Origin of the sequence: Uliginosibacterium sp. sgz301328 (assembly GCF_041807905.1) — a bacterium.
Taxonomy (GTDB): Bacteria; Pseudomonadota; Gammaproteobacteria; order Burkholderiales; family Rhodocyclaceae; genus JBGVSA01.
On sequence record NZ_JBGVSA010000007.1, the window covers coordinates 77,607 to 95,794 of the forward strand.

Here is an 18,188-nt window from a genome sequence, read left to right on the forward strand (position 1 = left end):
TCTTGGCTTGGTTATTGGGCCGACCGAGAGGCCCAGTATTTGCGGTTGGCCGCGTTGATATCAGCCACATTGGTTTGGCGGCCGAAGTCCTTGGTAGTGATGCCGGCGCGAGTGCCACGATCGTTGTTGCGCACGCGAATGAGTTCTGCTGCGCCGTTGAAGACGCCCGGAACATCGACGGCCGAGAGCTTCGCAGCGTCACGGCCCATCAAGAAGACGTCGATGGCCTTCTTGCCGTCTTCCGTCTTCATTGCGTCACCGATGGCTTTGCGCATGAGCTTGATGCCCACGTCCTTGCCCTTGGCGGCATCGCCGGTCGGAATGGAGATACCCGGGGACAGGATCTCGGCACGGCTGAAGATCTGCGCCAGCGCATCACCGGTATAGGTCGTACCGGTATCGGCCTTTCCTGCTGTTTCGGCCTCCAGGAGGTCGTCATCAGTCTCGACGTTGTCGGGATCGTCTTCGTCCTCATCATCCGTCTTGGTGATCGCCTTCGCTTCGGCGTCCTTGACGAGCTTGGCGACGGTCTTGGTCAGGGCGTCGACGGTCTTGGTAAGCGTTGCAATCGCATCGCCTGTCTTGGCCTTTTCCTTGTCGTCTTCGTCGTCATCACCGTCTTCGTCGCCGATCATGGCCTTGGGGTCTTCCTTTTCGTCCGGCTCGGCGTCCAAGAACGCACGCAGGCGTTCGCGGAAAGATTGCTTGCCGGCCGGCTTTGCGTCTTTCGTCTTCATGTCGGTACTTCCTTCATGGTCAAGAATTGAACAACGCGGCCCAGCCCGGCCACGCTCAACAAGGGCTACGTGGTTCCCAATGATGTTGCGCTGGACCCCGTGTCCTGGTTCGGTTTGCTCGTAGTCCGCCTCGTAGCCAGCCGACAACTCCGGCAGCTCACGATTCACGTACTCGATTGCGTCTGCGCTGGTGATCAACAGATCGGCCACCAACAGGTCATCGGAAATTCCATCGCCGCGGCGCACGTTCTGCACAACGCCAACGGCTAGGCGATTCCAGTTTTGCGGCGTGACGAATTCATCCGGGTGCGTAACAGTGACGGGCTTGCCTTCGAAGCTCGCAATCGTCTCGTCGCGGAACACCTCATCTGCGTCACGCTGGATGCGCACCTCGCCGTTGCCGGTGTCTTCAATGGGAATCTCGCCAGACGAGTACAGTTGCTGCCCCGTGCGAGCAATGGCGACGCCCTTGCAGAGCAAGAAGCCCTCGGGCGTCAGCTCCCTGCGATCTCCGAGCTTTTCAGTCGTGAAGAACGCCGCGCGGTCACCCGAGCGGATGCGCTTCATGGTTTGTGGCATTGGTATCTCCTGAGCGGGGTCGCTCAGTCGTCGGGGAATATCGGTTCAGCCCAGCAGCGGCAGTTCCAGACTTGTCCGGGGTGATGACGCATCCATTTGGGGCTGTCGTCACTGCCCTCGTTGATCAATGGCGGGTCGGTCCAGGCGAATATCTTTCCGTTTAGCGCCTTGTGGCTATGGCGCACGTCGCTGTCACCAGCGGTATGCCACCGGTAGTGCGTTGATCCTGCCGACTCTGCGCGCACCTGAGTGAGAACTGACGCCGATCGCGCCACCTCAGTGCGAGCGATGAGTGTCGCTTTGCTCTTCGATACTTCGGTACTGCGCTGGATTTCCTTTGCTACTGTCGAAGCTCGGGTACTGTCCTCAAGGCCCTCAAGCGTCAGGCGATGCACGCGGTCTGCCGCATCGCGCGGTATGGACTTGATCAGTACAACCTGCTCTTCCAGCAAATCCTGCATGGCTGCGCCGGTCGGCGCGTGCCGGATCTCCTGGCCCAATATCCGCGATATTTCCTCGCTGGCCCCGAGCCACGCCTTGCGGTCACTCAGGTCGACATCGGCGAGCATCCGAGCGGCAATACGGCGTGCCCACGGATCGATGGCGTCTGCATACCTGCTCAAGATGTTGCTGATCGGGCCTGCGCTCTCCGGGTCTCCTGCGGGGAACCCATTGATGACCGCACCAACCTGCTCAGCAACCTTCTTGAGAGCGCCTGCGTATTCCCGCTCAGCCCTGCTCGTCTTGACCGGATTGCTCTTGTTCCGTCTCGTTGGCGAGCGCATTGGTCACTTCCTCGACGGGCGGCGGCGGTTCGCTTTCTGCCGCCTCGATATCTTCGTCGGTGATGTTTGTGAAGAAGCCCGTCACGCGTGAGTGCTGGCGTAGCTCCTTCAGCGCGGTCTGTGCCGAGATGAGCCCGGCATCAAACGCCGTGGTAACCGTCTCCGTTCCAGTCTTGGCAACAGTCGCCTTCTGCTCGTCCGTCATTTGCCACAGCGGGCGGAATGCGAAGTCCGTACCACTGGGCAGATCAACGCCGAGGATTGATCTGGCCATCACCTGCAGAAGCTTGTGGATGCCTGGACGCAGCAACTGATCCTGCTGTTGCGCGACGTTGTCGTAGTACGTGCGAAGGTCAGATTCGCCCGTGGCGTTCATCCCTGCCGGCGATTGACCGAAGAGTCGCACCAACGGGATTTGCAGCGCGCCGGATACCTGCTGACCAAACTGCAGCAGAACGGCGTCCAGCCCGGAGAACGTGTAGCTGTGGGCGTCGAATTCGTCCTTGGTATCCATGAGGGTCATGCCCTCGTTGGTCTGCCACATGCGGATGTGATCGATCTGCTTCACCAGGCCTTCAAATGCCTTGCCACCCGAAGCGATGATGTCGCGCAGGCCTTCGACCTTGTACGTGCGCAGATGCGCCTTGTGCACTAGCTGCGCCGCGCCCTGAGTCGTGCTGTCAAACGCAAGCAGTCGATCCCACAGGCGCTCCAGAACAGACTGGCCCCACAGGTTCTCGCTGATGCGCTGCCAGTACGGCAACTCAACACCATCAATGCGGATCAAGCGCGAGTGATGAATGCGCATGTTCGGCAACGCCATCGAATCGGCGACGACGTCGTAGTATTTCGGCATACCGACGTCAGGCCCCATCTCTTGGACGAGGTTCTCCAGAGACGGCTGGACCAACCAACGATCCAGTACCAGCAAGCCTTTGAACTGGTCTTTGCTGATCGTCTCGATGCGCAGCGGAGTATCGGACTTCTGTCCGTCCACCATGATCACGGCCACAGCACCGCCATATAGGCGTGCCCACTTGGCCGTAGCGCACAGGCAATTCCAGATGCGCATGCGCTCGAAGCCTTGTTCAAGCTTCTCGATGTTGTCCGGGTCGAGTTCCGAATGGATCTCGATGCCGGCGCGTGTCATGTCGTCGGCAACCACGTCGACGGCCATGCCGCAGATCCAGCTTGACCGGTATGCCGCCTCCATCTGCACGCGGTTGCGCGAGACAAAGTCGAATCCATACGAGCCGAACGACGATTGGTTCGCCGTTCCCAGGCCTACGCGTGAGGCGAAGTTCTGGAAGCTGTCGCCCGTGGCAAAGCTCTTGCGCTGCGCCTGCTGCCCTTGCATGGCTGCGGACGTATCTCGGGTGACACGCTCCGCCATCTTTCGCAGTGCGTGTCTCTTCGTCATCCAGCAAGCCTTGACCAAACGCCGGCGCCTCCGCGCGCTTGGATGTACCCATCCAGGCTGTAGCGGACTGCGTCCCAGCAGTGATTGTGTTTATCCACGATGACTGGCAAAACCTCGTTGGTCTGCTTGTCGACCTTGTACGAGTACAGCCGCGCCTCGTCGGCAGTGTGCTTGCACTGCTCGTGGATGATGATTTTCTCGAAGCCTCGCAGATGCGCGATGCCGTCTTCTACGCTACCGGGCCACTTGTCAGCGGCGCTGATGTTGAAGCCCTGGCGCCCCATGTAGCTAATCGTCTCGGGGCGGCTGTTGTCGGCCTTGATCGGCCAGTCCCGCGCCCCAGGTACGCTGTCGTAGAGCTGGTACATCTCGTCCAACTCAACCCCGACGCCATAGGCTTCATGCTCGATGTATAGCGTGTTGTCGAGGATGAACGACCGAATCAGCGTGCTCGGGTCTTGCGCAAAGCCGAAATCGGCGCCGAAGTGCAAGCGATCCGCCTTAAGCCAGAGATCGTCGGGGAAGGCCCGGACCTCGTACTTGCCAGAGAAGATCACCGCGGCGCTGATCTTGCGCGGCTTCCCTAGCCAGATGTGTTCGTACGCCTCGTAATCGACACGCTTGCAGTACTCCATTTCCTTGCGGAGCACTTCAGGAAACCAGGGGTTGTCGCAGTAATTCACCTCAACGACGCAAGCGTCATCAGGCGGATTTGCGACGAAACGCTGGTATGTCGGGTCTGTCTCTTCCTTCGGGTTGAAGGAAATCCAGATCTCCGAGCCTTCCTTGCGGATCGTAGGGATCAGTACGTCCCACGAATCCGTACTCACCGTCTGCGCTTCCTCCACCCAGCATATGTCTATGCCTTCCGTGGATTTGACGCCTTGCACGTCGTAGCGCAGGCCCTTGAAGATAAATTCAGAGCCCAACGAGCTTTTGATGCTCGTGTCGGTGATACTGAACCAGGGCATCAGCCCTAGCGACTCGATCTGATCCTTGAGTAGCTTATGGACCGAGTCCTTGATTGTGTTCTGTACTTCGCGTGCGCAGAGGATGCGCAGCTTCTTCGTGGCCGTCAGAAGGACAAGCGCGCGGGCAATCTCCCACGACTTCGCCCCACCACGGCCACCGTGGAAGACCTTGTAACGCTTAGGCTGGAAGAGCGGCCGGAACTTGGGCGCAAACCGGATATCAACCGGCTTCGCCATCCCCCTGCTCTCCAAATGTCACGTTGATTACTGGCGGCGTGAGAGGAACGCCCCCCGGGCCGGATGCCTCAATGGCCTGAGTAGCCTTGCCGAATCCACGGTCAAGCAACTCTTTGGCCGCCGCAATTCGGGCCTGATCGCTCTCTGACGTCTGCATCAGGTCCAGTAGCGTCTTGATGGCCTCGGGGCCGTGCTTCTGTGCAAGCGCCTTGATATCGGCCGTAGCCTTGTTCGTAGTTCCCTTTTGCCTGCCGCTACCAGCAGGACGGGGCCTGCCTTTTGGTGCGGCCATATCTATCTCAATCTATTTTTGATTGGGGCGCCTTGCCTTTTGTATCCATTCGGATACAATGACTCACATGAACACGATCAACCAGACATCCGAATTCAGTACATGGCTTCGCGAACTGAAGGACTTGGCTGCTCGTGCTGCGATCATCACCCGCGTTCAGCGCGCTGAGGCCGGCACATTCGGCGACTGTGAGCCGGTCGGCGAAGGCGTCAGCGAGATGCGTATTCACGTCGGTGCTGGTTATCGCGTGTACTTCGTCCAGCGCGGCAAGCGCATTTATCTGCTGCTGTGCGGCGGCGACAAGTCAAGCCAGAAGCGCGACATCAAGCGCGCCAAGGAAATGGCTCGGAACATTGAGGAGTAAGAAGATGCCCCACAACATCACACGATTCGATGCCGTCGAATACCTCGATAGCGACGAAGCTATCGCAGCCTATATCAACGCAGCGCTTGCAGAGAACGACCCCGAGCATCTGCTTGTTGCCATCTCAACGGTCGCCAAAGCACGCGGCATTGCGCAGCTTGCCGAAGCGTCAGGGCTCGGGCGCGAGAGCCTGTACAAGACACTGCGCCCAGGTGCGAAACCGAGATTTGATACGGTGCTTAAGGTGATCAATGCTCTTGGTGTTCAACTGCACGCAGAAGCCTCTCCGTCCGCCTGACGGGCAACAAAAAAGCCCGCTCGGCATATGCCTGCGGGCTTTGGAGTCACTGATTCACAGCGTAGCTGGTTTATACCAAAACAGTGCAATGGGGTCAATACAAGAATTACTCTGCGCGCAGATCGTACTGCTGCATCAAATCTTGTTCTATCTGCATGACGGTGCCCTCGCACTCTCTCGGGCCGCGGTACGCATAATTCGGAAGAGCCCACATCCCGCCAAAGGGATTTGGTTTCTCGAGCCTTTGTATGGCGTCAACAGCGCATTCTGCGCAATCACCGCCCTCGCGCGATCGAAGTTCCTGATTGAAGATAGACACCAATTCGTCATGCGAAACGATCTTCAAGGGCATGTCCATGTCTCCAGGTTGATAAGGTCGGAACACATATACTAGGGTAATGGAGCGTCGGCCAGGCCTATTAGACACAACTGGCGTTCGCCTCGCCGAACATTACGTTGTGTATGCGATCGATGCGGTAATGAAGTGCTCGCTTCTCAATACCTAGCCGCCCCGCTATCTCGACCGTCTTCCCCCCGATGACGTAGTACTCGTGCAAGGTCTGGCGGTCTGCCTCTGGTAGCTTCTGGACGATGGCATCGACGAACAGGGCGTCTTCGTTGAAGTCCAGTTCGCGGGGGCCGTAGGCGTCAGAGCGTGGAGCGTTCATGAACATTGGGCATACCTTCGGCCAGCCCACATCCCCGCGGAGGTGCGAGACCTTCCACCGCGCCCAACGGTTCAGCATCACGTCCCAATACGGCAAGCTCATGCGCCCCTCCTTGTTTCCCCGTACAAACGATCTCCAATCCGGCGCACAAGCTCCCTTTCTACAAAGTCCAGGCGGCGGTCATCCTCCGCCACCACCAAAATCCGTTGCTTCTGCCAGCCGTCGCGCTTGACCTGCTCTGCGTCCATTTCGTTCACCTGGACTCGGCCTAGAGCGCATTGCGGGTGAGCCATCTATGGCGCCTCCTTCCAGTCGCGGTACGCGCTTCGGGGGCTGAGTCCGGCGCCTATGCGGCCGGCGCTGCGGCAGATCCAGATGCAGAATGACTTGGTGATATGCGGCTTCATCACATGAACTCCCCCATGACAGACTCGACCATTCCCCAAGAGTCCGAGTCGGAGAGGTGCGGCCAGAGGTAGGCCCGGGCGTAGGCCGATCGCGCGAACGCCATGACAGCTTCGTGGATCGGCTCGAACTCGGCCTGGTCTAGCGATTCGTATGAAATGCTCTTCGGGATTGCGACCATCTGGCCATCAGTGCCGGGAGCGAAGACTGCGTAGCCCGCCCCTACTTCGAGCCACTTTCGGAACACGTCTTCGTCTTCGAACTGCTCTTGAGCGTCGAACAAGCGAGCCAAAATGGCGAAGTGCCTGCGGTGGTACGCGCCCGAGCGTGGCTCCTTCCAACTGAATGTGATCGAGCCCTTCTTCAGTTCGCGCGCCGCCTTCAGGAATTTTGCGTACGCCCGGTTGTCCTTTGGGCTGGCACCGACGAGGTGATCGGTGCGCTCGTCGCGGACTAAGCTAACGGTCGGCATTAGTGTTATCCCTATTGCATTTACACGCAATGCGTGTATTCTTTAGTCCATGGACAGCGCATTGCTGACCACCGCGCCTCGGGGCTACGGGGGCTGGAGTATGAGAATGACGACAATTCAAATTGCTTACGAAGTTCCCGAAGCTACGGTCGCAAAGATCCAAACGCACCTGGATGAAGTCGCGCTCCGCGACATCAACTGGAATGGGGCTGAGTTCAATATCGAGCGCGAGGACTTCACCTGCATTCCCGACGACGACAGCGCGAATGCGGTTCGTCTCTTGGGTGAGATCCAGAACATCATCAGTGGCCGATAAGTCAGATACTCCACTGCCGAATAGGCAGCTCATCATGGCAAACCATCCAAACCGAGGGCCGAAAGGCCCCTCAGCCAATCCTGATCCCATCGAAGTGCGTGCCGCTCGCGAAGCGGCCGGGCTCACACAAACGCAAGCGGCAGAACTCATCCACGGCACGCTGCGCGCGTGGCAGGAATGGGAGGCCGGCAACCGGCGAATGCATCCTGGGCTTTGGGAGCTTTTCTGTATCAAGACTTCAACTCCTTGAGCTTTGCCTTGTAAGTGGCGGCGATCGCGCGCAGCTCGTCGCGCGTCCATTTGTGCGGCTCGTTGTTGGCCTCAAGCGCTTCCACCCTGGCGATGCCGATGCGGGCTATCAGTCCGAGGCGGTAATCCACTGCGCGGCCGGCGCCATAGCGGTTGCATTGCTTGAGTTGCGAGTGCACGTTGTCTTCGTTGAAGCGCAAGTGCGGAGCGGCCCCGCGGCTGCGGTAGTGCCCAGCGTCCCAATCTCCACCGCGTGTCTCACCGGAGGAGTAGCGGCCACAGCAGATGCATGGCTTGCCCGCGTCTCGTGCCCTGATCCAAGCATTGAATGCGATCTGCGCTTCCTTGATGAGCTGCGGGACGGTCTTGATCGCCTCGGCCCGCTTGCGGTCGTTCGCGCGCTGGTGATGCAACGCGACACGCGCCTTGCGCTCCCGGTCCTGCTCTGCCAGCTTGATAGCGCATTCGATGCTGTGTGCCTTCTGGAACGACCGAGCAGGAATGAACTCCTGCCGGCATTCCTTGTTGGCGCACTTGCGGGGTTTAACGCTCAGCACTTCCTCTCCCCCTTCTGTACCCACTCAACCCGCCGCACGACTACTGCGGCATCTGCCTGCTTGAACTGCTCGCACCCTGTCGCACGCTTGATGCTGAGGAACAGATGACGCTTCCTCTCACATGTGCCGAAGCCCTGGCGGGCCATTTCTGGCACCGCCTTCAGGTCCAGGTGCGCGTAGTCGATGCAGGGCATGGCTACATTTCCAAAACCTTGTCCGCGTGCCGCTTGAACCTGTCGATCTGAATGTCGTCTTCAGCCATAAATGACGACGAAACCTCACTCGTACCGTCACCAACAATTTCGTTCACCGCAACGTCTTGAGCCTCATCGTCGCTATCTGCCTCCACAGCAAATACGGTTACGGTCTGTACTACCACCTCAAACCAAGCCATGTTGTTCTCCTGCGGTCTCATTGGCGCCCGCGATGCCAGTTAGTCGAACCCATTGCCCTTGTTGCGTCGCATCGGCTTGTTGCGTGCCGCCTCATCGCGTGCCGCGCGCTGCTGCTCGTGCCATGCGTCCTCGTCCAGGTCACGGAATGACGCGGTAGGCCCATGCCATGCAACCCGAACGATCCCTCCTGCCGGGCCGCTACGTTGCTTTCCGATGATCAGTTCAGCAGTGCCCTTATCCTGGCTATCGGGGTTGTAGACCTCGTCTCGGTAGGCGAAGAGGATCAAGTCGGCGTCCTGCTCGATGTCGCCGGACTCGCGCAAATCGGACATGTGCGGGCGCTTGTTCGGGCGGTCCTCCACCTTGCGATTGAGCTGCGAGAGCGCGATGACCGGACAGTGGCATTCCTTGGCCAACGCTTTCAGGCCACGGGATACAGCGCCGATCTGTTGCGTGCGGTTCTCGCCGTCACCGCGCATGAGTTGCAGGTAGTCGACCACCACCAGCCGGACACCGTGGCGGCGGCGAATTGCGTTGGTTCTGGCCCGGACTTGGTTGATGTGAAGAGCCGGCGTCTCGTCGATGTGAATCGCGCTTTCGGCGAGCTGGCTTGTGGCCATCGTCACGCAGGACCATTCGTGGTCGTTCAACTTTCCTTCGATGACAGACGTCAGCGGGATGCGCCCGAGGCGAGATATCGAACGCTGCGTGAGTTCTTCGATCGACATTTCCATCGTGAAGACGATCACAGCACCTTCGCGCTTGTCGTCGAATGCAGCCGCCTCGGCGCAGGCCATGGCCAGAGACGTCTTGCCCATGCCGGGACGTCCAGCGATGATCACGAGCCCTGACGGCGCGTAGCTGAAGAGTTGTTCATCCAGGCGCGCAAGGCCGGTGGCGTACCGGCGCGGCGTTGCGTCACTCAATCGGCTGTCGATCTGCACCAGCGTGCGCTGCACTGCCTCGCGCGCGCCGACCGGGCCTGTGCCCTGACGCGCCCCCGCCTCTTCGATCTGAGCGATGCGGGACGATGCTGCTGCCACGCGTTCCTCGACCGTTCCGCCATCAGCCGCCAGTGCGATCGACTGAATGTCGCTGCCGGCAGTGATCAGTGCCCGGATCGTGGCGCGCTCGGCGATGATCTCGGCATGGCGCTTTGCCAGAGCAGTCGAGAATGACGCGTTCGCAAGCTCTCCGAGGTAAGCCAAGCCGCCAATCGATTGATCCGAGCCGGCGCGTTGCAGCGCTTCGAACACCGACACGACGTCGATGCCTTTGCCTTCAGCAGCTAGGACGCCAATCGTCGCGAAGATCGTGCGATGGTCATCGCGGTAGAAGTCGGCAGCGGCCACCACGTCCGACACGACGTCCCAGCACCGGCCGTCCATGAGCAACGCGCCGAGCAGCGCTTGTTCGGCCTCAACGCTGTGCGGAACAAGGTCCATCGGGTTCATGCGGCCTCCCGATGCTGCTCACGACTCAGTCGCGCTTGGCGGGCATTCATCGCCTGCTGTCCATTCGACGTCAGCCGGTATTCGCCACCGTCGAGCCACCAGAGCTTGCCCCAGTTGCCACGCACCGCCTTTCGGAAGACTCGCCGCCAGTCCTTGTACCGCTTGTCCTCGTTGGCAAACCGAGCCTTGAACTCGTCCCATGCAAGGGCAACGAAATCGCTTGGCATGCGAGCGTCTTCGGCGTACTCGAAAACCGGATCGTCTTCAGGCACAGCTCTCTCGCCTTTGGCCTTCAGGCCATCAAGCCAGCAGCGAAAAGTTTGTCCGCCACGCGACGTTGGCGACACCGGCGCTTCGACAGAAGCGGCGGTAGGGTTTTCTTCTTCCTTGATCCCTTCCTTTCCTTGATCCCTTCCTTGATCCTCCGACGAAGTTTCGCGAATGTTCGCGAATGTTCGCGATGAATCATCAGGACAAGGCAATTTCGACTTAGATGGCTTGTCGATTTTCTGATGAATCAACCAGTTACAGATTTGCAGGTAAGACTGGTTTCCGATCTTGTAGCGAACGATGCATTCCTCGCGTTCAAGTTCGTTCAGCCACGTGTCGATCAGTGCCGGAGCATCGTCGTCATAGGGAAAAAGAAGACTCGCGAGCATTCGCGAATTTCCGCGAAGCCTCCCTTCATCGTCGGCAAGAGTCCATAGCTCGATGAACGTCAGGCGCGCGTCTCGCGAGACGTTGCCCATGCTTTCGGACTGAGGGAACTCCGGCTTGATAGACCTGATACGAGCCATCAACGAGCCCCCCATCTAGACCTATGCTTCACGACCGTATCCGACAACAAATGATCAAACCGGCCGCCGAAGTACTGCACTCCGAAGTAATGCGTATTGAGTGCGTGAATCAGTCCATCGGACGTACGATTTGCCCAATGGCTCAGGAGAGTTTCGGCCTCCTCCACCTCGCCTTGCGCGATTAGCTCTCGGATGTCGCCAATCTCTGGGCTCTCTCGGTTGCACTCAGCCCCGGTCACTCGAAATACGGTCCATCCCATTGCTGCTGTTTGCCGATCACGTTCGGCATCGCGATCAGCATCGTGGAAATCCTTGCCGTCACATTCGAGAATGAATTTCTTTCTTGGCGATGCGAAGTCCGCGAAGTACCGGCCAACTGGATATTGCGGGTACAGGACCAGTCCAGCGGATCGAATAGATGCCCAGGCGCTTTCTTCTATGGGCGTGAACATCTTCAGCCAGTCGAGCTGATATGGATCAATGCCCCATTGGCCATCGACGGAAGACAAGATGTCTTGCTCATACTCGCGGTATAGGGATCGAATCTCGGCGAATGGGTAGCGGCTGGACATCACGCCAACTCCCATACATTCGGGGACTGCCCAGGATTGACGCGGCGAACGATCAGCCGATCTTCGAGAACCCGCAGATGGTGACTGATCGTGCTTGTGTCGACTTTCAGTTGCAGGGCAATTTGCGAGACCTTCGCTTGCCCCATTGCGCGGATGACATTGACGATGTCTTGTCGGCGTTGAACGGACTTCTTGCTCTCTGCCGGTGCTTCAGTAGGAGCCTCGAAGCGGCGGATAGCGCTCTTCTTCGGCAGCGGATGCGGAGTCGCGCAAAGGCCGAATGCGGTGTATGCAAGGCAGGACATTACTGGCGCTCCTGTTTTGCAACGGCATCGAATGCGTGCAGCATGTGAAGCGTCAAAGGAAGCCGGTTTGTATCCACTTCGACATTGCGAGCCCATTCATCAGAGGCGTCCTCGATCGCTTCACGCATCCGCCCAAGGACGCCGTTCAGCCGAACGATTTCCGCATCCTTCGCATTGATCATGTCGCGCAGCTCGTCGACTTCGGACCGGGTGTAGGTGGGGTCGTTTGCTTCAGGCTTCAGATTCCCCTTGTCATCCGTTGCAGCGCGGATGACTGCATCCAGACTCCGGTAGTCGCTTTCGTAAAGGGGATTGGCTCGCGCGGCGTGTGCCAATGCCAAGACCGCCTTGCGGCACGCGCAGAGAAGAGTTTCGGCGTTTGTCATTGTGAGGCCCCCGGGTTCCTGCCATTCAAAGCCCTGTTGCGCGCGGCCTCTACAAATAGCGCGCCTAGCGCCTTTGCGGTCGCGGCGAACACCAGCCCATACCAAATAAGGCTGGCAACAATCAGGATTTCAGAGATCCAGTGGTATGTGGCGAACCCGCGCGTTCGGCTTGACACCTCGCTCGGGTTTGAGAACCCGAATAGGATTCCGAAGACGCCGAAGAACCACGCCATGAAGGCTACGATGTTGCCGGCGCCATCCATGCCATACGCCTGCCACAGATAGAGGCATCCGAAGAACACAGCATCGCCGCCAAGGGCGGCAAGCCATCTCTTTGTAGGGCTCATTGCGCTGCCCCCCGAATGTTCTCCAGCTCCTTCATCGCATCGCCGCCCTGACGCAGCATGTTCGCGTTCCAGAGCAGCGCGCCGGCAGTTGTCTCACTAAGGAAGATGGCGCGCTCTCGGGTCATCGAGAACGAATCGCGCTCTTCCACCTTCAGGCCCATCGCAGCCAATAGCCGCGCAGCCTTCGGGATCAGCTCGTCCGCGTCCTTCATCCGAGTAACCGTCGAGCTATTCACGCCCAGCTCATCGGCCACGGTCTTCTGACCGAGACGCGCAAGCTGCTGGAGGATTCGAGATTCGTTTTCTCGCGCCAGTGCTTCAATTTCGGGACTCATGTGCAACTCCGAGAAACTCAGAACAACGGTGCGCAACGACGCGCAACACGATCCATTGCGGTATTGCGGGTATTTGCATGACATGGGTCACAGAATTGACCCATCGCCGCAACACATGCGGCATACGAATAGGCGGAGACCCCAGCCATGTCAGTAGAATCAAATTTCCACATCGTCATCACCGACCTGAAAGGGGACTCCATTGACCATCGATATCTCGTGCCCGAACTGCGGCCACAAGACGTTCAAAACTCTCACCGATCCGAACGGAGCGACGGATCTCAACGACGCCATCTGCACCAGTTGTGGCTACGCACTCACCGAAGACGACATCCGAAAGAAGGCTATCGACGAAGTCGAGCGCTTGCTCTCCGCTTCCGGGCTTTTCAAGAAGTAGCTGGCGAAGCTGATCAACCTGCTGTTGCAGCACCGTTGTATCGAGAGACAGTCGAGCCGATACAGATGGATAGGTCATGCCGCGAACCTCATCATCCAGTGCGTCGAGTCGCGAAATGATCACGTTCCACTCTCTGCACTTCTCGTCGAGTTCCTTCATGAAACGTTCGCTTTCGGCGAGTTGGAAGCTCAGTACAAGTTCGGCGCGTCTCGACCTGTCGAGACGCTTGGCGCGCATGCGGCTAAGGCGTTGGTCACGCAACTTCATGCCGCCACTCCTGTCTGCGCACGTTTCTGCTGTCTGTCTAGCGTTGCAGCGATGCGTCGCAGGGAGTCGAGCGTGTGGGCGTAGACCTGCTTCCTTCTCCCGGTCTCTATGTGACTTACTGCGCCCTGAGACAAGCCGGCGCGCCGCGCAATCTCGGCCTGCGACAGGCCGTGCGACCGGATCTTTAGGACAAGTTGTTGTGCAGTGAGAGTGCTCATGCACCAACTCTAATACATACGTATTTTCTTGGCAATACCTATCTACTTGCACATTCCTGCATGATTCAATACATGAGTAATCTTTCTGAGCGTCTCATTCAGACCCGAAACGCTAGGGGCTGGTCTCAAGAGAAATTGGCGGATGAAGCCAACGTCTCGCAAGGGACTATTGGTCATCTTGAAAGCGGACGAAACGAGTCATCCCGCAAACTTGCGCAGATAGCCCAAGCCCTTGGGGTTGATGCTGCTTGGCTCGCTACCGGCAAAGGAAAGCCGCATCACTTAAGCGACAGCGCTACCGAGCCCGCTAGTCTAGAGGCGGAGATAGTCCCCATCAGGCGGGCAGAGCTAAAGCTTTCCGCCGGCGCCCATGGTTTTGGTGTCGAGTACATGACCGGTGAGGGGCGCCCGATCTACTTCCGCGCAGACTGGCTCAGGACTCACGGATACCGACCGGATCGGCTATTGGCTATGTTGGTAAGCGGCCCAAGCATGGAGCCGACTCTGTACGACGGGGACATCGTAGTGATCAACCTGGATGACACTCGCCTCGAAGATGGCGCCGCCTATGCTGCCAACTATGAGGGGCTAGCAGTGATTAAGCGCCTGAAGCGAGATGGCGGGGAATGGTGGCTTGCCTCTGACAATACCGACAAGCGTCGGTTTCCAGACAAGCGATGTACCGAGGATGTGACAATCGTAGGCCGCGCAATCTACAAACAGAGCAGTGTGGTTTAGCACACTCTACTCCATCGGTTCTGACGGTGTATCACGGGCATTCAATAGGCTGTCGCACTCCTCTTGCGACGGCGGATGGCCTTCTGGCTGAGGGTCTTTATAGATCTTAACTCCCATGCATTCTATGACCTTCCGCTTGGCCGGGTCCTTCATTGATTTGGAAAATTCCTCCAGCCAATCAAGAGCTCTATTTGGGCTTGCTCCTGAGCTCATGAAGGCGGATACGGTGCTTCCGAGGTCATTCAATGTCCGAAACCCTAGCGATGAAACGTAGTTTGAAACACTCATCCCGCGCTGCGCAGACCGTATTCCTATAGCCGTTCCTATCGCGTTGATCGACTGTTGTTCATCAGCACCAAGAGGTGGCGACTGAGGAGATTCATGTCCATCTCGGAGCGTCTGCGCCTCTGTAACGACCGGCTCGTTCGCCATTACCGGGACGGATAACACGCTTGGCTCAGCAGGCTGGTCGGTAGCGGAGCGTTTCTTTTCCTGTGATACGGCCATGACGAAGAGGACGATAAGTCCCGCGACGGCGATGAGACCGACCGCACGAAAAATCCGGCTAATCGACGCCCGTAGCCGGACAAACAAACCTGGGGATAGCTGCAATTCCTCGATCTGAACATCAGGCTCTAAGGGCGCCGACTCTTCAGACCCTTTCAGAAGGCGATACTTCTGATTCTCGAACTCCTCTTGAGTGAGGATCCCGCGCTGCACTAGGTCGTGCAACTTCGATATTTCATTGGCAACAGAGATCATTGGTCGGTCTTGGTGTGATCGCTCGCCGTGTATAGCACGACGTTCAATAGTCCCCAGCCAATCAGCGCAAGCCTTCCCGTTGGTACGTCGAAATAAATACATTCGTATTGCGCAACACCTACTACTTATGTATTATTCACTCCATCGACGCAGCACACCGCGTCGCCCGCCAGCCCGGCGCCTAGTGCGCAGTCCTCGGGGCAGAGTGAAGTCGGATATCCACGGAGAACCGACGCGGGAGGGGCGAAGAACATAACCACGTCTATGGGGTAAGTGATGGCTCAGAACGAGGCGGTTGCCGAATTCGCAAGCGAGACCACGAACGAAACGATCGTCTCGTACAAGGGGTTCGACAAAGACTGGAAGTGCCGAGATTTTCCGTACGAGGTCGGCAAGACCTACGCGCATGACGGTGCTGTGGAGGCTTGTAGCTCGGGCTTCCACGCATGCGAATACCCGCTTGATGTCTTCTCGTACTACCCGCCCGCAGGTAGCAAGTTCGCAGTCGTTGAGCAGTCAGGAACGCTCAGCCGCCATGGCGATGACAGCAAGGTTGCGTCGTCGTCCATCACCGTTAAGGCGGAGCTGACACTGCCAGGAATCATCAAGGCGGCAATCGAATACACGATTTCGCGCGCCAAGCCCATCAAGGGCGAACACAGCACGGGCTACCGAGGCGCAGCCAGCAGCACGGGCTACCAAGGCGCAGCCAGCAGCACGGGCACCCGAGGCGCAGCCAGCAGCACGGGCTACCAAGGCGCAGCCAGCAGCACGGGCGACTACGGCGCAGCCAGCAGCACGGGCGACTACGGCGCAGCCAGCAGCACGGGCTACCAAGGCGCAGCCAGCAGCACGGGCGACTACGGCGCAGCCAGCAGCACGGGCACCCGAGGCGCAGCCAGCAGCACGGGCTACCAAGGCGCAGCCAGCAGCACGGGCGACTACGGCGCAGCCAGCAGCACGGGCTACTACGGCGCAGCCAGCAGCACGGGCGACTACGGCGCAGCCAGCAGCACGGGCACCCGAGGCGCAGCTATGGCATCTGGATATCAGGGTCGCGCTAAGGGCGCCGATGGCAATGCACTGTTCCTCGTCTATCGGGACAACGAATACGTGATCCGCAAAGTTGGTGCGGCCATTGTTGGCGAGAACGGCATCAAGGCTGACACGTGGTACTCGCTGAATGAAGCGGGCGATTTCGTCGAGGTGACGGAATGAGAGCCGTCAACTACGGCTACGGCGATTCGGCGACCTACGGCCCTATCCGTCACCACAGCGACCCTCGTCGCTTCGATGTCGACGAGACCAAAACGCGTGAATACGCGATCAAGGAACGCGCTGATCAGTACATGCACGATGGTCAGCGCCTCGACGACCTTATGAGCGATGTGTGCTGCCTAGAGCCGACAGCCGTCTATCGGTCCGCGCTGATCGCTGCATCACACAGAGATGCGCAGCCGTTGCGCGACCTCCTCTACAAGCGTGCCCTGGTTGTAGCTGAGCGCGATATCGAAGACGAAGCAAAGGAGCAGTTCTGATGCTCAACACAAACCCGCTGCGGATCGATGCTGATGCCATCCGCTGCTTTACCAAGATCGAGGCCGACGCAGAGAAGTTTCGCGCAGCACGACACGCGATCTGTGACACCAAGGAAGAAGCTGCGCATGTCGCTCACATGTTCGCGCTGACATCAGAACGTAGTGCGGCAAAGCGCGGCTACTTCTACTTCGAGGGCGGCGACTGGCACGCGTCCAGAAGTATCCCGTTGATGGGCTATGACTTTGCTGTCATGCGAGACGACGGTACAGCAGTGAATATCGGTCAGCCGTATGTGGAGGTGGTGGCATGAGCGAACAGATCAAAGACGGCGGCACGGCGTTCCCGTGCCTTGACGCTGGAGGCACTGGAATTCTTCAGCTTCGAGAACCGGGTATGACCCTGCGCGACTACTTCGCGGCAAAGGCGATGCAGGCATGCGCCACCAATGAGGTCGGGGCTCACGGATTTACATTCGATGAACGCGCGGCGTGGGCATACCAACAAGCCGACGCCATGCTCCGCGCCCGCGAGGTGCAGTCATGAGCAACCAGAACATGCCGGCGCTGCCTGAGCCGGTTGTCTATCCAACATCAGGAATCCGCTGTTACTCAGCAGGCCAGATGGCCGACTACGCCAGCGCCTACGCCGCTCGACGATCGGAAGCGCTGCGCCGCGAACGCGACAGTGCGATGCAATGGTTAGGCAGCGCCAATGCGGAACTGGAGAAGTGCGCCGACCTGCTGCCGGGCACGTACTACATGGACCCGCCAGATGGTGGAAGTGTATCCGTGTCAGAACAGTTAGCGCGGATGATCGCCCGGCTTGAGGCGGACAAGGCGGAGCTGGTGGAGGCGCTGAAGGAATCCATCGACCTCGCGTGGATTGAAGACTCCCACGCTATTCAGCTCGATGGCACTGTGGTGTTTAGTAGTAACTATGACTTCAGCGGCATCGATGGATGTCGCCGACAAGAGTTCTACGGAAAGTACAGCGCAATTATCTGGCCCGGAAGTAAGTGGTCCGCCTACTGCACATATGAAGGGTCGATGTGGTTCGAGAAGTTCGACTCTGCTGAAGAGGCAAAAGACGCGTGCATGCGTCTTCTGGACAGGGTTCTTCCAGAACACCCAGCCATGAAGGCTCGCGCTGTACTCGCCAATCACGGGGCCGCGAAATGAGCCGCTTACCGAAGATCACCATCGATGCACTCGTCTTCTGGTGCTGCGTCCTCGGCTTCGTCGTGGTGCTGACCTATGTACCTGAAGACGGCGCCCTCATCCCTCTGTCGGTCATGCATGGGCCGGCGATTACTGCGAACAAGTGAGA

Annotated in this window: 32 protein-coding genes; 11 read left to right on the forward strand and 21 right to left on the reverse strand. The window is 58.6% G+C overall.

Going from position 1 to position 18,188, the window contains the following annotated elements:
* Positions 1 to 11: 11 nt before the first annotated feature.
* Genes ACDA63_RS07220 through ACDA63_RS07240 form a run of 5 tightly spaced genes read right to left on the reverse strand, consistent with a single transcriptional unit; the run spans position 12 to position 5,021 of the window.
* On the reverse strand, positions 12 to 1,316 hold the full coding sequence (locus ACDA63_RS07220) for a DUF2213 domain-containing protein (RefSeq protein ID WP_373662541.1): 1,305 nt from the start codon (positions 1,314 to 1,316) through the stop codon (positions 12 to 14).
* 23 nt (positions 1,317 to 1,339) lie between these two features.
* Entirely contained in the window at positions 1,340 to 2,101 is a 762-nt protein-coding gene (locus ACDA63_RS07225; protein ID WP_373662543.1) for a phage minor head protein, read from the reverse strand.
* Positions 2,046 to 3,521 carry a DUF1073 domain-containing protein gene (locus ACDA63_RS07230; RefSeq protein ID WP_373662544.1) on the reverse strand — a complete coding sequence of 492 codons (1,476 nt, stop codon included), beginning with the start codon at positions 3,519 to 3,521 and terminating at the stop codon, positions 2,046 to 2,048. Before ACDA63_RS07230 ends, ACDA63_RS07225 begins: the two co-directional genes overlap by 56 nt.
* Positions 3,518 to 4,729: a PBSX family phage terminase large subunit gene (locus ACDA63_RS07235; RefSeq protein WP_373662545.1), complete on the reverse strand. Its 1,212-nt coding sequence runs from the start codon at positions 4,727 to 4,729 to the stop codon at positions 3,518 to 3,520. The genes ACDA63_RS07230 and ACDA63_RS07235 overlap by 4 nt, the downstream gene beginning before the upstream one ends.
* The gene (locus ACDA63_RS07240) at positions 4,713 to 5,021 is read right to left on the reverse strand and encodes a hypothetical protein (protein ID WP_373662546.1); all 309 of its coding nucleotides are present in this window, start codon (positions 5,019 to 5,021) and stop codon (positions 4,713 to 4,715) included. The genes ACDA63_RS07235 and ACDA63_RS07240 overlap by 17 nt, the downstream gene beginning before the upstream one ends.
* A 67-nt stretch (positions 5,022 to 5,088) precedes the next feature.
* Here ACDA63_RS07240 and ACDA63_RS07245 point away from each other — a divergent pair, with 67 nt between their 5' ends.
* Positions 5,089 to 5,385, forward strand: a complete 297-nt coding sequence (locus tag ACDA63_RS07245) for a type II toxin-antitoxin system RelE/ParE family toxin (RefSeq protein ID WP_373662547.1) — start codon at positions 5,089 to 5,091, stop codon at positions 5,383 to 5,385.
* Positions 5,386 to 5,389: 4 nt separating this feature from the next.
* Positions 5,390 to 5,683: an addiction module antidote protein gene (locus ACDA63_RS07250; protein WP_373662548.1), complete on the forward strand. Its 294-nt coding sequence runs from the start codon at positions 5,390 to 5,392 to the stop codon at positions 5,681 to 5,683.
* Positions 5,684 to 5,789: 106 nt separating this feature from the next.
* Here the strand turns inward: ACDA63_RS07250 and ACDA63_RS07255 are convergent, their stop codons facing one another.
* The 3 genes from ACDA63_RS07255 to ACDA63_RS07265 form a co-directional block, all read right to left on the reverse strand.
* Complete coding sequence (locus ACDA63_RS07255; RefSeq protein WP_373662549.1) at positions 5,790 to 6,035, reverse strand: hypothetical protein; 246 nt, start codon at positions 6,033 to 6,035, stop codon at positions 5,790 to 5,792.
* Positions 6,036 to 6,102: 67 nt separating this feature from the next.
* A complete protein-coding gene (locus tag ACDA63_RS07260) occupies positions 6,103 to 6,453 on the reverse strand; it encodes an antiterminator Q family protein (protein WP_373662550.1) in 351 nt (116 codons plus the stop codon).
* A 304-nt stretch (positions 6,454 to 6,757) separates the two neighbouring features.
* On the reverse strand, positions 6,758 to 7,228 hold the full coding sequence (locus ACDA63_RS07265; protein ID WP_373662551.1) for a hypothetical protein: 471 nt from the start codon (positions 7,226 to 7,228) through the stop codon (positions 6,758 to 6,760).
* A 106-nt stretch (positions 7,229 to 7,334) separates the two neighbouring features.
* Between ACDA63_RS07265 and ACDA63_RS07270 the strand changes: the two genes are divergently transcribed.
* Both ACDA63_RS07270 and ACDA63_RS07275 read left to right on the forward strand, forming a co-directional pair.
* Positions 7,335 to 7,544: a hypothetical protein gene (locus tag ACDA63_RS07270; RefSeq protein WP_373662552.1), complete on the forward strand. Its 210-nt coding sequence runs from the start codon at positions 7,335 to 7,337 to the stop codon at positions 7,542 to 7,544.
* Between the two features lie 34 nt (positions 7,545 to 7,578).
* Positions 7,579 to 7,794 carry a helix-turn-helix domain-containing protein gene (locus ACDA63_RS07275; RefSeq protein WP_373662553.1) on the forward strand — a complete coding sequence of 72 codons (216 nt, stop codon included), beginning with the start codon at positions 7,579 to 7,581 and terminating at the stop codon, positions 7,792 to 7,794.
* Here ACDA63_RS07275 and ACDA63_RS07280 read toward each other — a convergent pair.
* The 12 genes from ACDA63_RS07280 to ACDA63_RS07335 all read right to left on the reverse strand — a co-directional run bounded on the left by ACDA63_RS07280 (position 7,775) and on the right by ACDA63_RS07335 (position 13,823).
* Positions 7,775 to 8,374 carry a recombination protein NinG gene (locus ACDA63_RS07280; protein WP_373662554.1) on the reverse strand — a complete coding sequence of 200 codons (600 nt, stop codon included), beginning with the start codon at positions 8,372 to 8,374 and terminating at the stop codon, positions 7,775 to 7,777. The two genes, ACDA63_RS07275 and ACDA63_RS07280, sit on opposite strands and share 20 nt — an antisense overlap.
* Positions 8,344 to 8,544: a hypothetical protein gene (locus ACDA63_RS07285; RefSeq protein ID WP_373662555.1), complete on the reverse strand. Its 201-nt coding sequence runs from the start codon at positions 8,542 to 8,544 to the stop codon at positions 8,344 to 8,346. The genes ACDA63_RS07280 and ACDA63_RS07285 overlap by 31 nt, the downstream gene beginning before the upstream one ends.
* A gap of 2 nt (positions 8,545 to 8,546) precedes the next feature.
* The gene (locus ACDA63_RS07290) at positions 8,547 to 8,744 is read right to left on the reverse strand and encodes a hypothetical protein (RefSeq protein ID WP_373662556.1); all 198 of its coding nucleotides are present in this window, start codon (positions 8,742 to 8,744) and stop codon (positions 8,547 to 8,549) included.
* Between the two features lie 39 nt (positions 8,745 to 8,783).
* Complete coding sequence (gene dnaB, locus ACDA63_RS07295) at positions 8,784 to 10,199, reverse strand: replicative DNA helicase (RefSeq protein WP_373662557.1); 1,416 nt, start codon at positions 10,197 to 10,199, stop codon at positions 8,784 to 8,786.
* Positions 10,196 to 10,996 carry a hypothetical protein gene (locus ACDA63_RS07300; protein ID WP_373662558.1) on the reverse strand — a complete coding sequence of 267 codons (801 nt, stop codon included), beginning with the start codon at positions 10,994 to 10,996 and terminating at the stop codon, positions 10,196 to 10,198. The genes dnaB and ACDA63_RS07300 overlap by 4 nt, the downstream gene beginning before the upstream one ends.
* Positions 10,996 to 11,568, reverse strand: a complete 573-nt coding sequence (locus tag ACDA63_RS07305; RefSeq protein WP_373662559.1) for an endonuclease domain-containing protein — start codon at positions 11,566 to 11,568, stop codon at positions 10,996 to 10,998. The genes ACDA63_RS07300 and ACDA63_RS07305 overlap by 1 nt, the downstream gene beginning before the upstream one ends.
* On the reverse strand, positions 11,568 to 11,873 hold the full coding sequence (locus ACDA63_RS07310) for a winged helix-turn-helix domain-containing protein (protein WP_373662560.1): 306 nt from the start codon (positions 11,871 to 11,873) through the stop codon (positions 11,568 to 11,570). Before ACDA63_RS07310 ends, ACDA63_RS07305 begins: the two co-directional genes overlap by 1 nt.
* Positions 11,873 to 12,259: a hypothetical protein gene (locus tag ACDA63_RS07315; RefSeq protein ID WP_373662561.1), complete on the reverse strand. Its 387-nt coding sequence runs from the start codon at positions 12,257 to 12,259 to the stop codon at positions 11,873 to 11,875. Before ACDA63_RS07315 ends, ACDA63_RS07310 begins: the two co-directional genes overlap by 1 nt.
* The gene (locus ACDA63_RS07320) at positions 12,256 to 12,606 is read right to left on the reverse strand and encodes a hypothetical protein (protein ID WP_373662562.1); all 351 of its coding nucleotides are present in this window, start codon (positions 12,604 to 12,606) and stop codon (positions 12,256 to 12,258) included. Before ACDA63_RS07320 ends, ACDA63_RS07315 begins: the two co-directional genes overlap by 4 nt.
* Positions 12,603 to 12,941, reverse strand: coding sequence for a CII family transcriptional regulator (locus ACDA63_RS07325; protein ID WP_373662563.1), 339 nt, complete (start codon positions 12,939 to 12,941; stop codon positions 12,603 to 12,605). Before ACDA63_RS07325 ends, ACDA63_RS07320 begins: the two co-directional genes overlap by 4 nt.
* 178 nt (positions 12,942 to 13,119) lie before the next feature.
* A complete protein-coding gene (locus tag ACDA63_RS07330; RefSeq protein ID WP_373662564.1) occupies positions 13,120 to 13,605 on the reverse strand; it encodes a hypothetical protein in 486 nt (161 codons plus the stop codon).
* A complete protein-coding gene (locus ACDA63_RS07335; RefSeq protein WP_373662565.1) occupies positions 13,602 to 13,823 on the reverse strand; it encodes a helix-turn-helix domain-containing protein in 222 nt (73 codons plus the stop codon). The genes ACDA63_RS07330 and ACDA63_RS07335 overlap by 4 nt, the downstream gene beginning before the upstream one ends.
* 72 nt (positions 13,824 to 13,895) lie before the next feature.
* On the opposite strand from ACDA63_RS07335, the gene ACDA63_RS07340 reads away from it, so the two are divergent.
* Positions 13,896 to 14,561, forward strand: coding sequence for an XRE family transcriptional regulator (locus tag ACDA63_RS07340; protein WP_373662566.1), 666 nt, complete (start codon positions 13,896 to 13,898; stop codon positions 14,559 to 14,561).
* Positions 14,562 to 14,567: 6 nt separating this feature from the next.
* Here the strand turns inward: ACDA63_RS07340 and ACDA63_RS07345 are convergent, their stop codons facing one another.
* A complete protein-coding gene (locus ACDA63_RS07345; RefSeq protein WP_373662567.1) occupies positions 14,568 to 15,323 on the reverse strand; it encodes an SHOCT domain-containing protein in 756 nt (251 codons plus the stop codon).
* Positions 15,324 to 15,599: 276 nt separating this feature from the next.
* On the opposite strand from ACDA63_RS07345, the gene ACDA63_RS07350 reads away from it, so the two are divergent.
* Genes ACDA63_RS07350 through ACDA63_RS07375 form a run of 6 tightly spaced genes read left to right on the forward strand, consistent with a single transcriptional unit; the run spans position 15,600 to position 18,186 of the window.
* Positions 15,600 to 16,541 (forward strand): hypothetical protein, encoded by a 942-nt coding sequence (locus ACDA63_RS07350; RefSeq protein ID WP_373662568.1) that lies wholly within the window; start codon positions 15,600 to 15,602, stop codon positions 16,539 to 16,541.
* A complete protein-coding gene (locus tag ACDA63_RS07355; protein ID WP_373662569.1) occupies positions 16,538 to 16,861 on the forward strand; it encodes a hypothetical protein in 324 nt (107 codons plus the stop codon). The genes ACDA63_RS07350 and ACDA63_RS07355 overlap by 4 nt, the downstream gene beginning before the upstream one ends.
* On the forward strand, positions 16,861 to 17,172 hold the full coding sequence (locus ACDA63_RS07360; protein ID WP_373662570.1) for a hypothetical protein: 312 nt from the start codon (positions 16,861 to 16,863) through the stop codon (positions 17,170 to 17,172). The genes ACDA63_RS07355 and ACDA63_RS07360 overlap by 1 nt, the downstream gene beginning before the upstream one ends.
* The gene (locus ACDA63_RS07365; protein WP_373662571.1) at positions 17,169 to 17,405 is read left to right on the forward strand and encodes a hypothetical protein; all 237 of its coding nucleotides are present in this window, start codon (positions 17,169 to 17,171) and stop codon (positions 17,403 to 17,405) included. Before ACDA63_RS07360 ends, ACDA63_RS07365 begins: the two co-directional genes overlap by 4 nt.
* The gene (locus ACDA63_RS07370) at positions 17,402 to 18,040 is read left to right on the forward strand and encodes a hypothetical protein (RefSeq protein ID WP_373662572.1); all 639 of its coding nucleotides are present in this window, start codon (positions 17,402 to 17,404) and stop codon (positions 18,038 to 18,040) included. Before ACDA63_RS07365 ends, ACDA63_RS07370 begins: the two co-directional genes overlap by 4 nt.
* On the forward strand, positions 18,037 to 18,186 hold the full coding sequence (locus ACDA63_RS07375; RefSeq protein ID WP_373662573.1) for a hypothetical protein: 150 nt from the start codon (positions 18,037 to 18,039) through the stop codon (positions 18,184 to 18,186). The genes ACDA63_RS07370 and ACDA63_RS07375 overlap by 4 nt, the downstream gene beginning before the upstream one ends.
* The last annotated feature ends 2 nt before the right edge of the window (positions 18,187 to 18,188 follow it).

Bases quoted from the DNA above. Each gene is read 5' to 3' on its own strand.
- ACDA63_RS07220 (WP_373662541.1), bottom strand. From the start codon at position 1,316: ATGCCACAAACCATGAAGCGCATCCGCTCGGGTGACCGCGCGGCGTTC.
- ACDA63_RS07225 (WP_373662543.1), bottom strand. From the start codon at position 2,101: ATGCGCTCGCCAACGAGACGGAACAAGAGCAATCCGGTCAAGACGAGC.
- ACDA63_RS07230 (WP_373662544.1), bottom strand. From the start codon at position 3,521: ATGACGAAGAGACACGCACTGCGAAAGATGGCGGAGCGTGTCACCCGA.
- ACDA63_RS07235 (WP_373662545.1), bottom strand. From the start codon at position 4,729: ATGGCGAAGCCGGTTGATATCCGGTTTGCGCCCAAGTTCCGGCCGCTC.
- ACDA63_RS07240 (WP_373662546.1), bottom strand. From the start codon at position 5,021: ATGGCCGCACCAAAAGGCAGGCCCCGTCCTGCTGGTAGCGGCAGGCAA.
- ACDA63_RS07245 (WP_373662547.1), top strand. From the start codon at position 5,089: ATGAACACGATCAACCAGACATCCGAATTCAGTACATGGCTTCGCGAA.
- ACDA63_RS07250 (WP_373662548.1), top strand. From the start codon at position 5,390: ATGCCCCACAACATCACACGATTCGATGCCGTCGAATACCTCGATAGC.
- ACDA63_RS07255 (WP_373662549.1), bottom strand. From the start codon at position 6,035: ATGCCCTTGAAGATCGTTTCGCATGACGAATTGGTGTCTATCTTCAAT.
- ACDA63_RS07260 (WP_373662550.1), bottom strand. From the start codon at position 6,453: ATGAGCTTGCCGTATTGGGACGTGATGCTGAACCGTTGGGCGCGGTGG.
- ACDA63_RS07265 (WP_373662551.1), bottom strand. From the start codon at position 7,228: ATGCCGACCGTTAGCTTAGTCCGCGACGAGCGCACCGATCACCTCGTC.
- ACDA63_RS07270 (WP_373662552.1), top strand. From the start codon at position 7,335: ATGACGACAATTCAAATTGCTTACGAAGTTCCCGAAGCTACGGTCGCA.
- ACDA63_RS07275 (WP_373662553.1), top strand. From the start codon at position 7,579: ATGGCAAACCATCCAAACCGAGGGCCGAAAGGCCCCTCAGCCAATCCT.
- ACDA63_RS07285 (WP_373662555.1), bottom strand. From the start codon at position 8,544: ATGCCCTGCATCGACTACGCGCACCTGGACCTGAAGGCGGTGCCAGAA.
- ACDA63_RS07290 (WP_373662556.1), bottom strand. From the start codon at position 8,744: ATGGCTTGGTTTGAGGTGGTAGTACAGACCGTAACCGTATTTGCTGTG.
- dnaB (WP_373662557.1), bottom strand. From the start codon at position 10,199: ATGAACCCGATGGACCTTGTTCCGCACAGCGTTGAGGCCGAACAAGCG.
- ACDA63_RS07300 (WP_373662558.1), bottom strand. From the start codon at position 10,996: ATGGCTCGTATCAGGTCTATCAAGCCGGAGTTCCCTCAGTCCGAAAGC.
- ACDA63_RS07305 (WP_373662559.1), bottom strand. From the start codon at position 11,568: ATGTCCAGCCGCTACCCATTCGCCGAGATTCGATCCCTATACCGCGAG.
- ACDA63_RS07310 (WP_373662560.1), bottom strand. From the start codon at position 11,873: ATGTCCTGCCTTGCATACACCGCATTCGGCCTTTGCGCGACTCCGCAT.
- ACDA63_RS07315 (WP_373662561.1), bottom strand. From the start codon at position 12,259: ATGACAAACGCCGAAACTCTTCTCTGCGCGTGCCGCAAGGCGGTCTTG.
- ACDA63_RS07320 (WP_373662562.1), bottom strand. From the start codon at position 12,606: ATGAGCCCTACAAAGAGATGGCTTGCCGCCCTTGGCGGCGATGCTGTG.
- ACDA63_RS07325 (WP_373662563.1), bottom strand. From the start codon at position 12,941: ATGAGTCCCGAAATTGAAGCACTGGCGCGAGAAAACGAATCTCGAATC.
- ACDA63_RS07330 (WP_373662564.1), bottom strand. From the start codon at position 13,605: ATGAAGTTGCGTGACCAACGCCTTAGCCGCATGCGCGCCAAGCGTCTC.
- ACDA63_RS07335 (WP_373662565.1), bottom strand. From the start codon at position 13,823: ATGAGCACTCTCACTGCACAACAACTTGTCCTAAAGATCCGGTCGCAC.
- ACDA63_RS07340 (WP_373662566.1), top strand. From the start codon at position 13,896: ATGAGTAATCTTTCTGAGCGTCTCATTCAGACCCGAAACGCTAGGGGC.
- ACDA63_RS07345 (WP_373662567.1), bottom strand. From the start codon at position 15,323: ATGATCTCTGTTGCCAATGAAATATCGAAGTTGCACGACCTAGTGCAG.
- ACDA63_RS07350 (WP_373662568.1), top strand. From the start codon at position 15,600: ATGGCTCAGAACGAGGCGGTTGCCGAATTCGCAAGCGAGACCACGAAC.
- ACDA63_RS07355 (WP_373662569.1), top strand. From the start codon at position 16,538: ATGAGAGCCGTCAACTACGGCTACGGCGATTCGGCGACCTACGGCCCT.
- ACDA63_RS07360 (WP_373662570.1), top strand. From the start codon at position 16,861: ATGCTCAACACAAACCCGCTGCGGATCGATGCTGATGCCATCCGCTGC.
- ACDA63_RS07365 (WP_373662571.1), top strand. From the start codon at position 17,169: ATGAGCGAACAGATCAAAGACGGCGGCACGGCGTTCCCGTGCCTTGAC.
- ACDA63_RS07370 (WP_373662572.1), top strand. From the start codon at position 17,402: ATGAGCAACCAGAACATGCCGGCGCTGCCTGAGCCGGTTGTCTATCCA.
- ACDA63_RS07375 (WP_373662573.1), top strand. From the start codon at position 18,037: ATGAGCCGCTTACCGAAGATCACCATCGATGCACTCGTCTTCTGGTGC.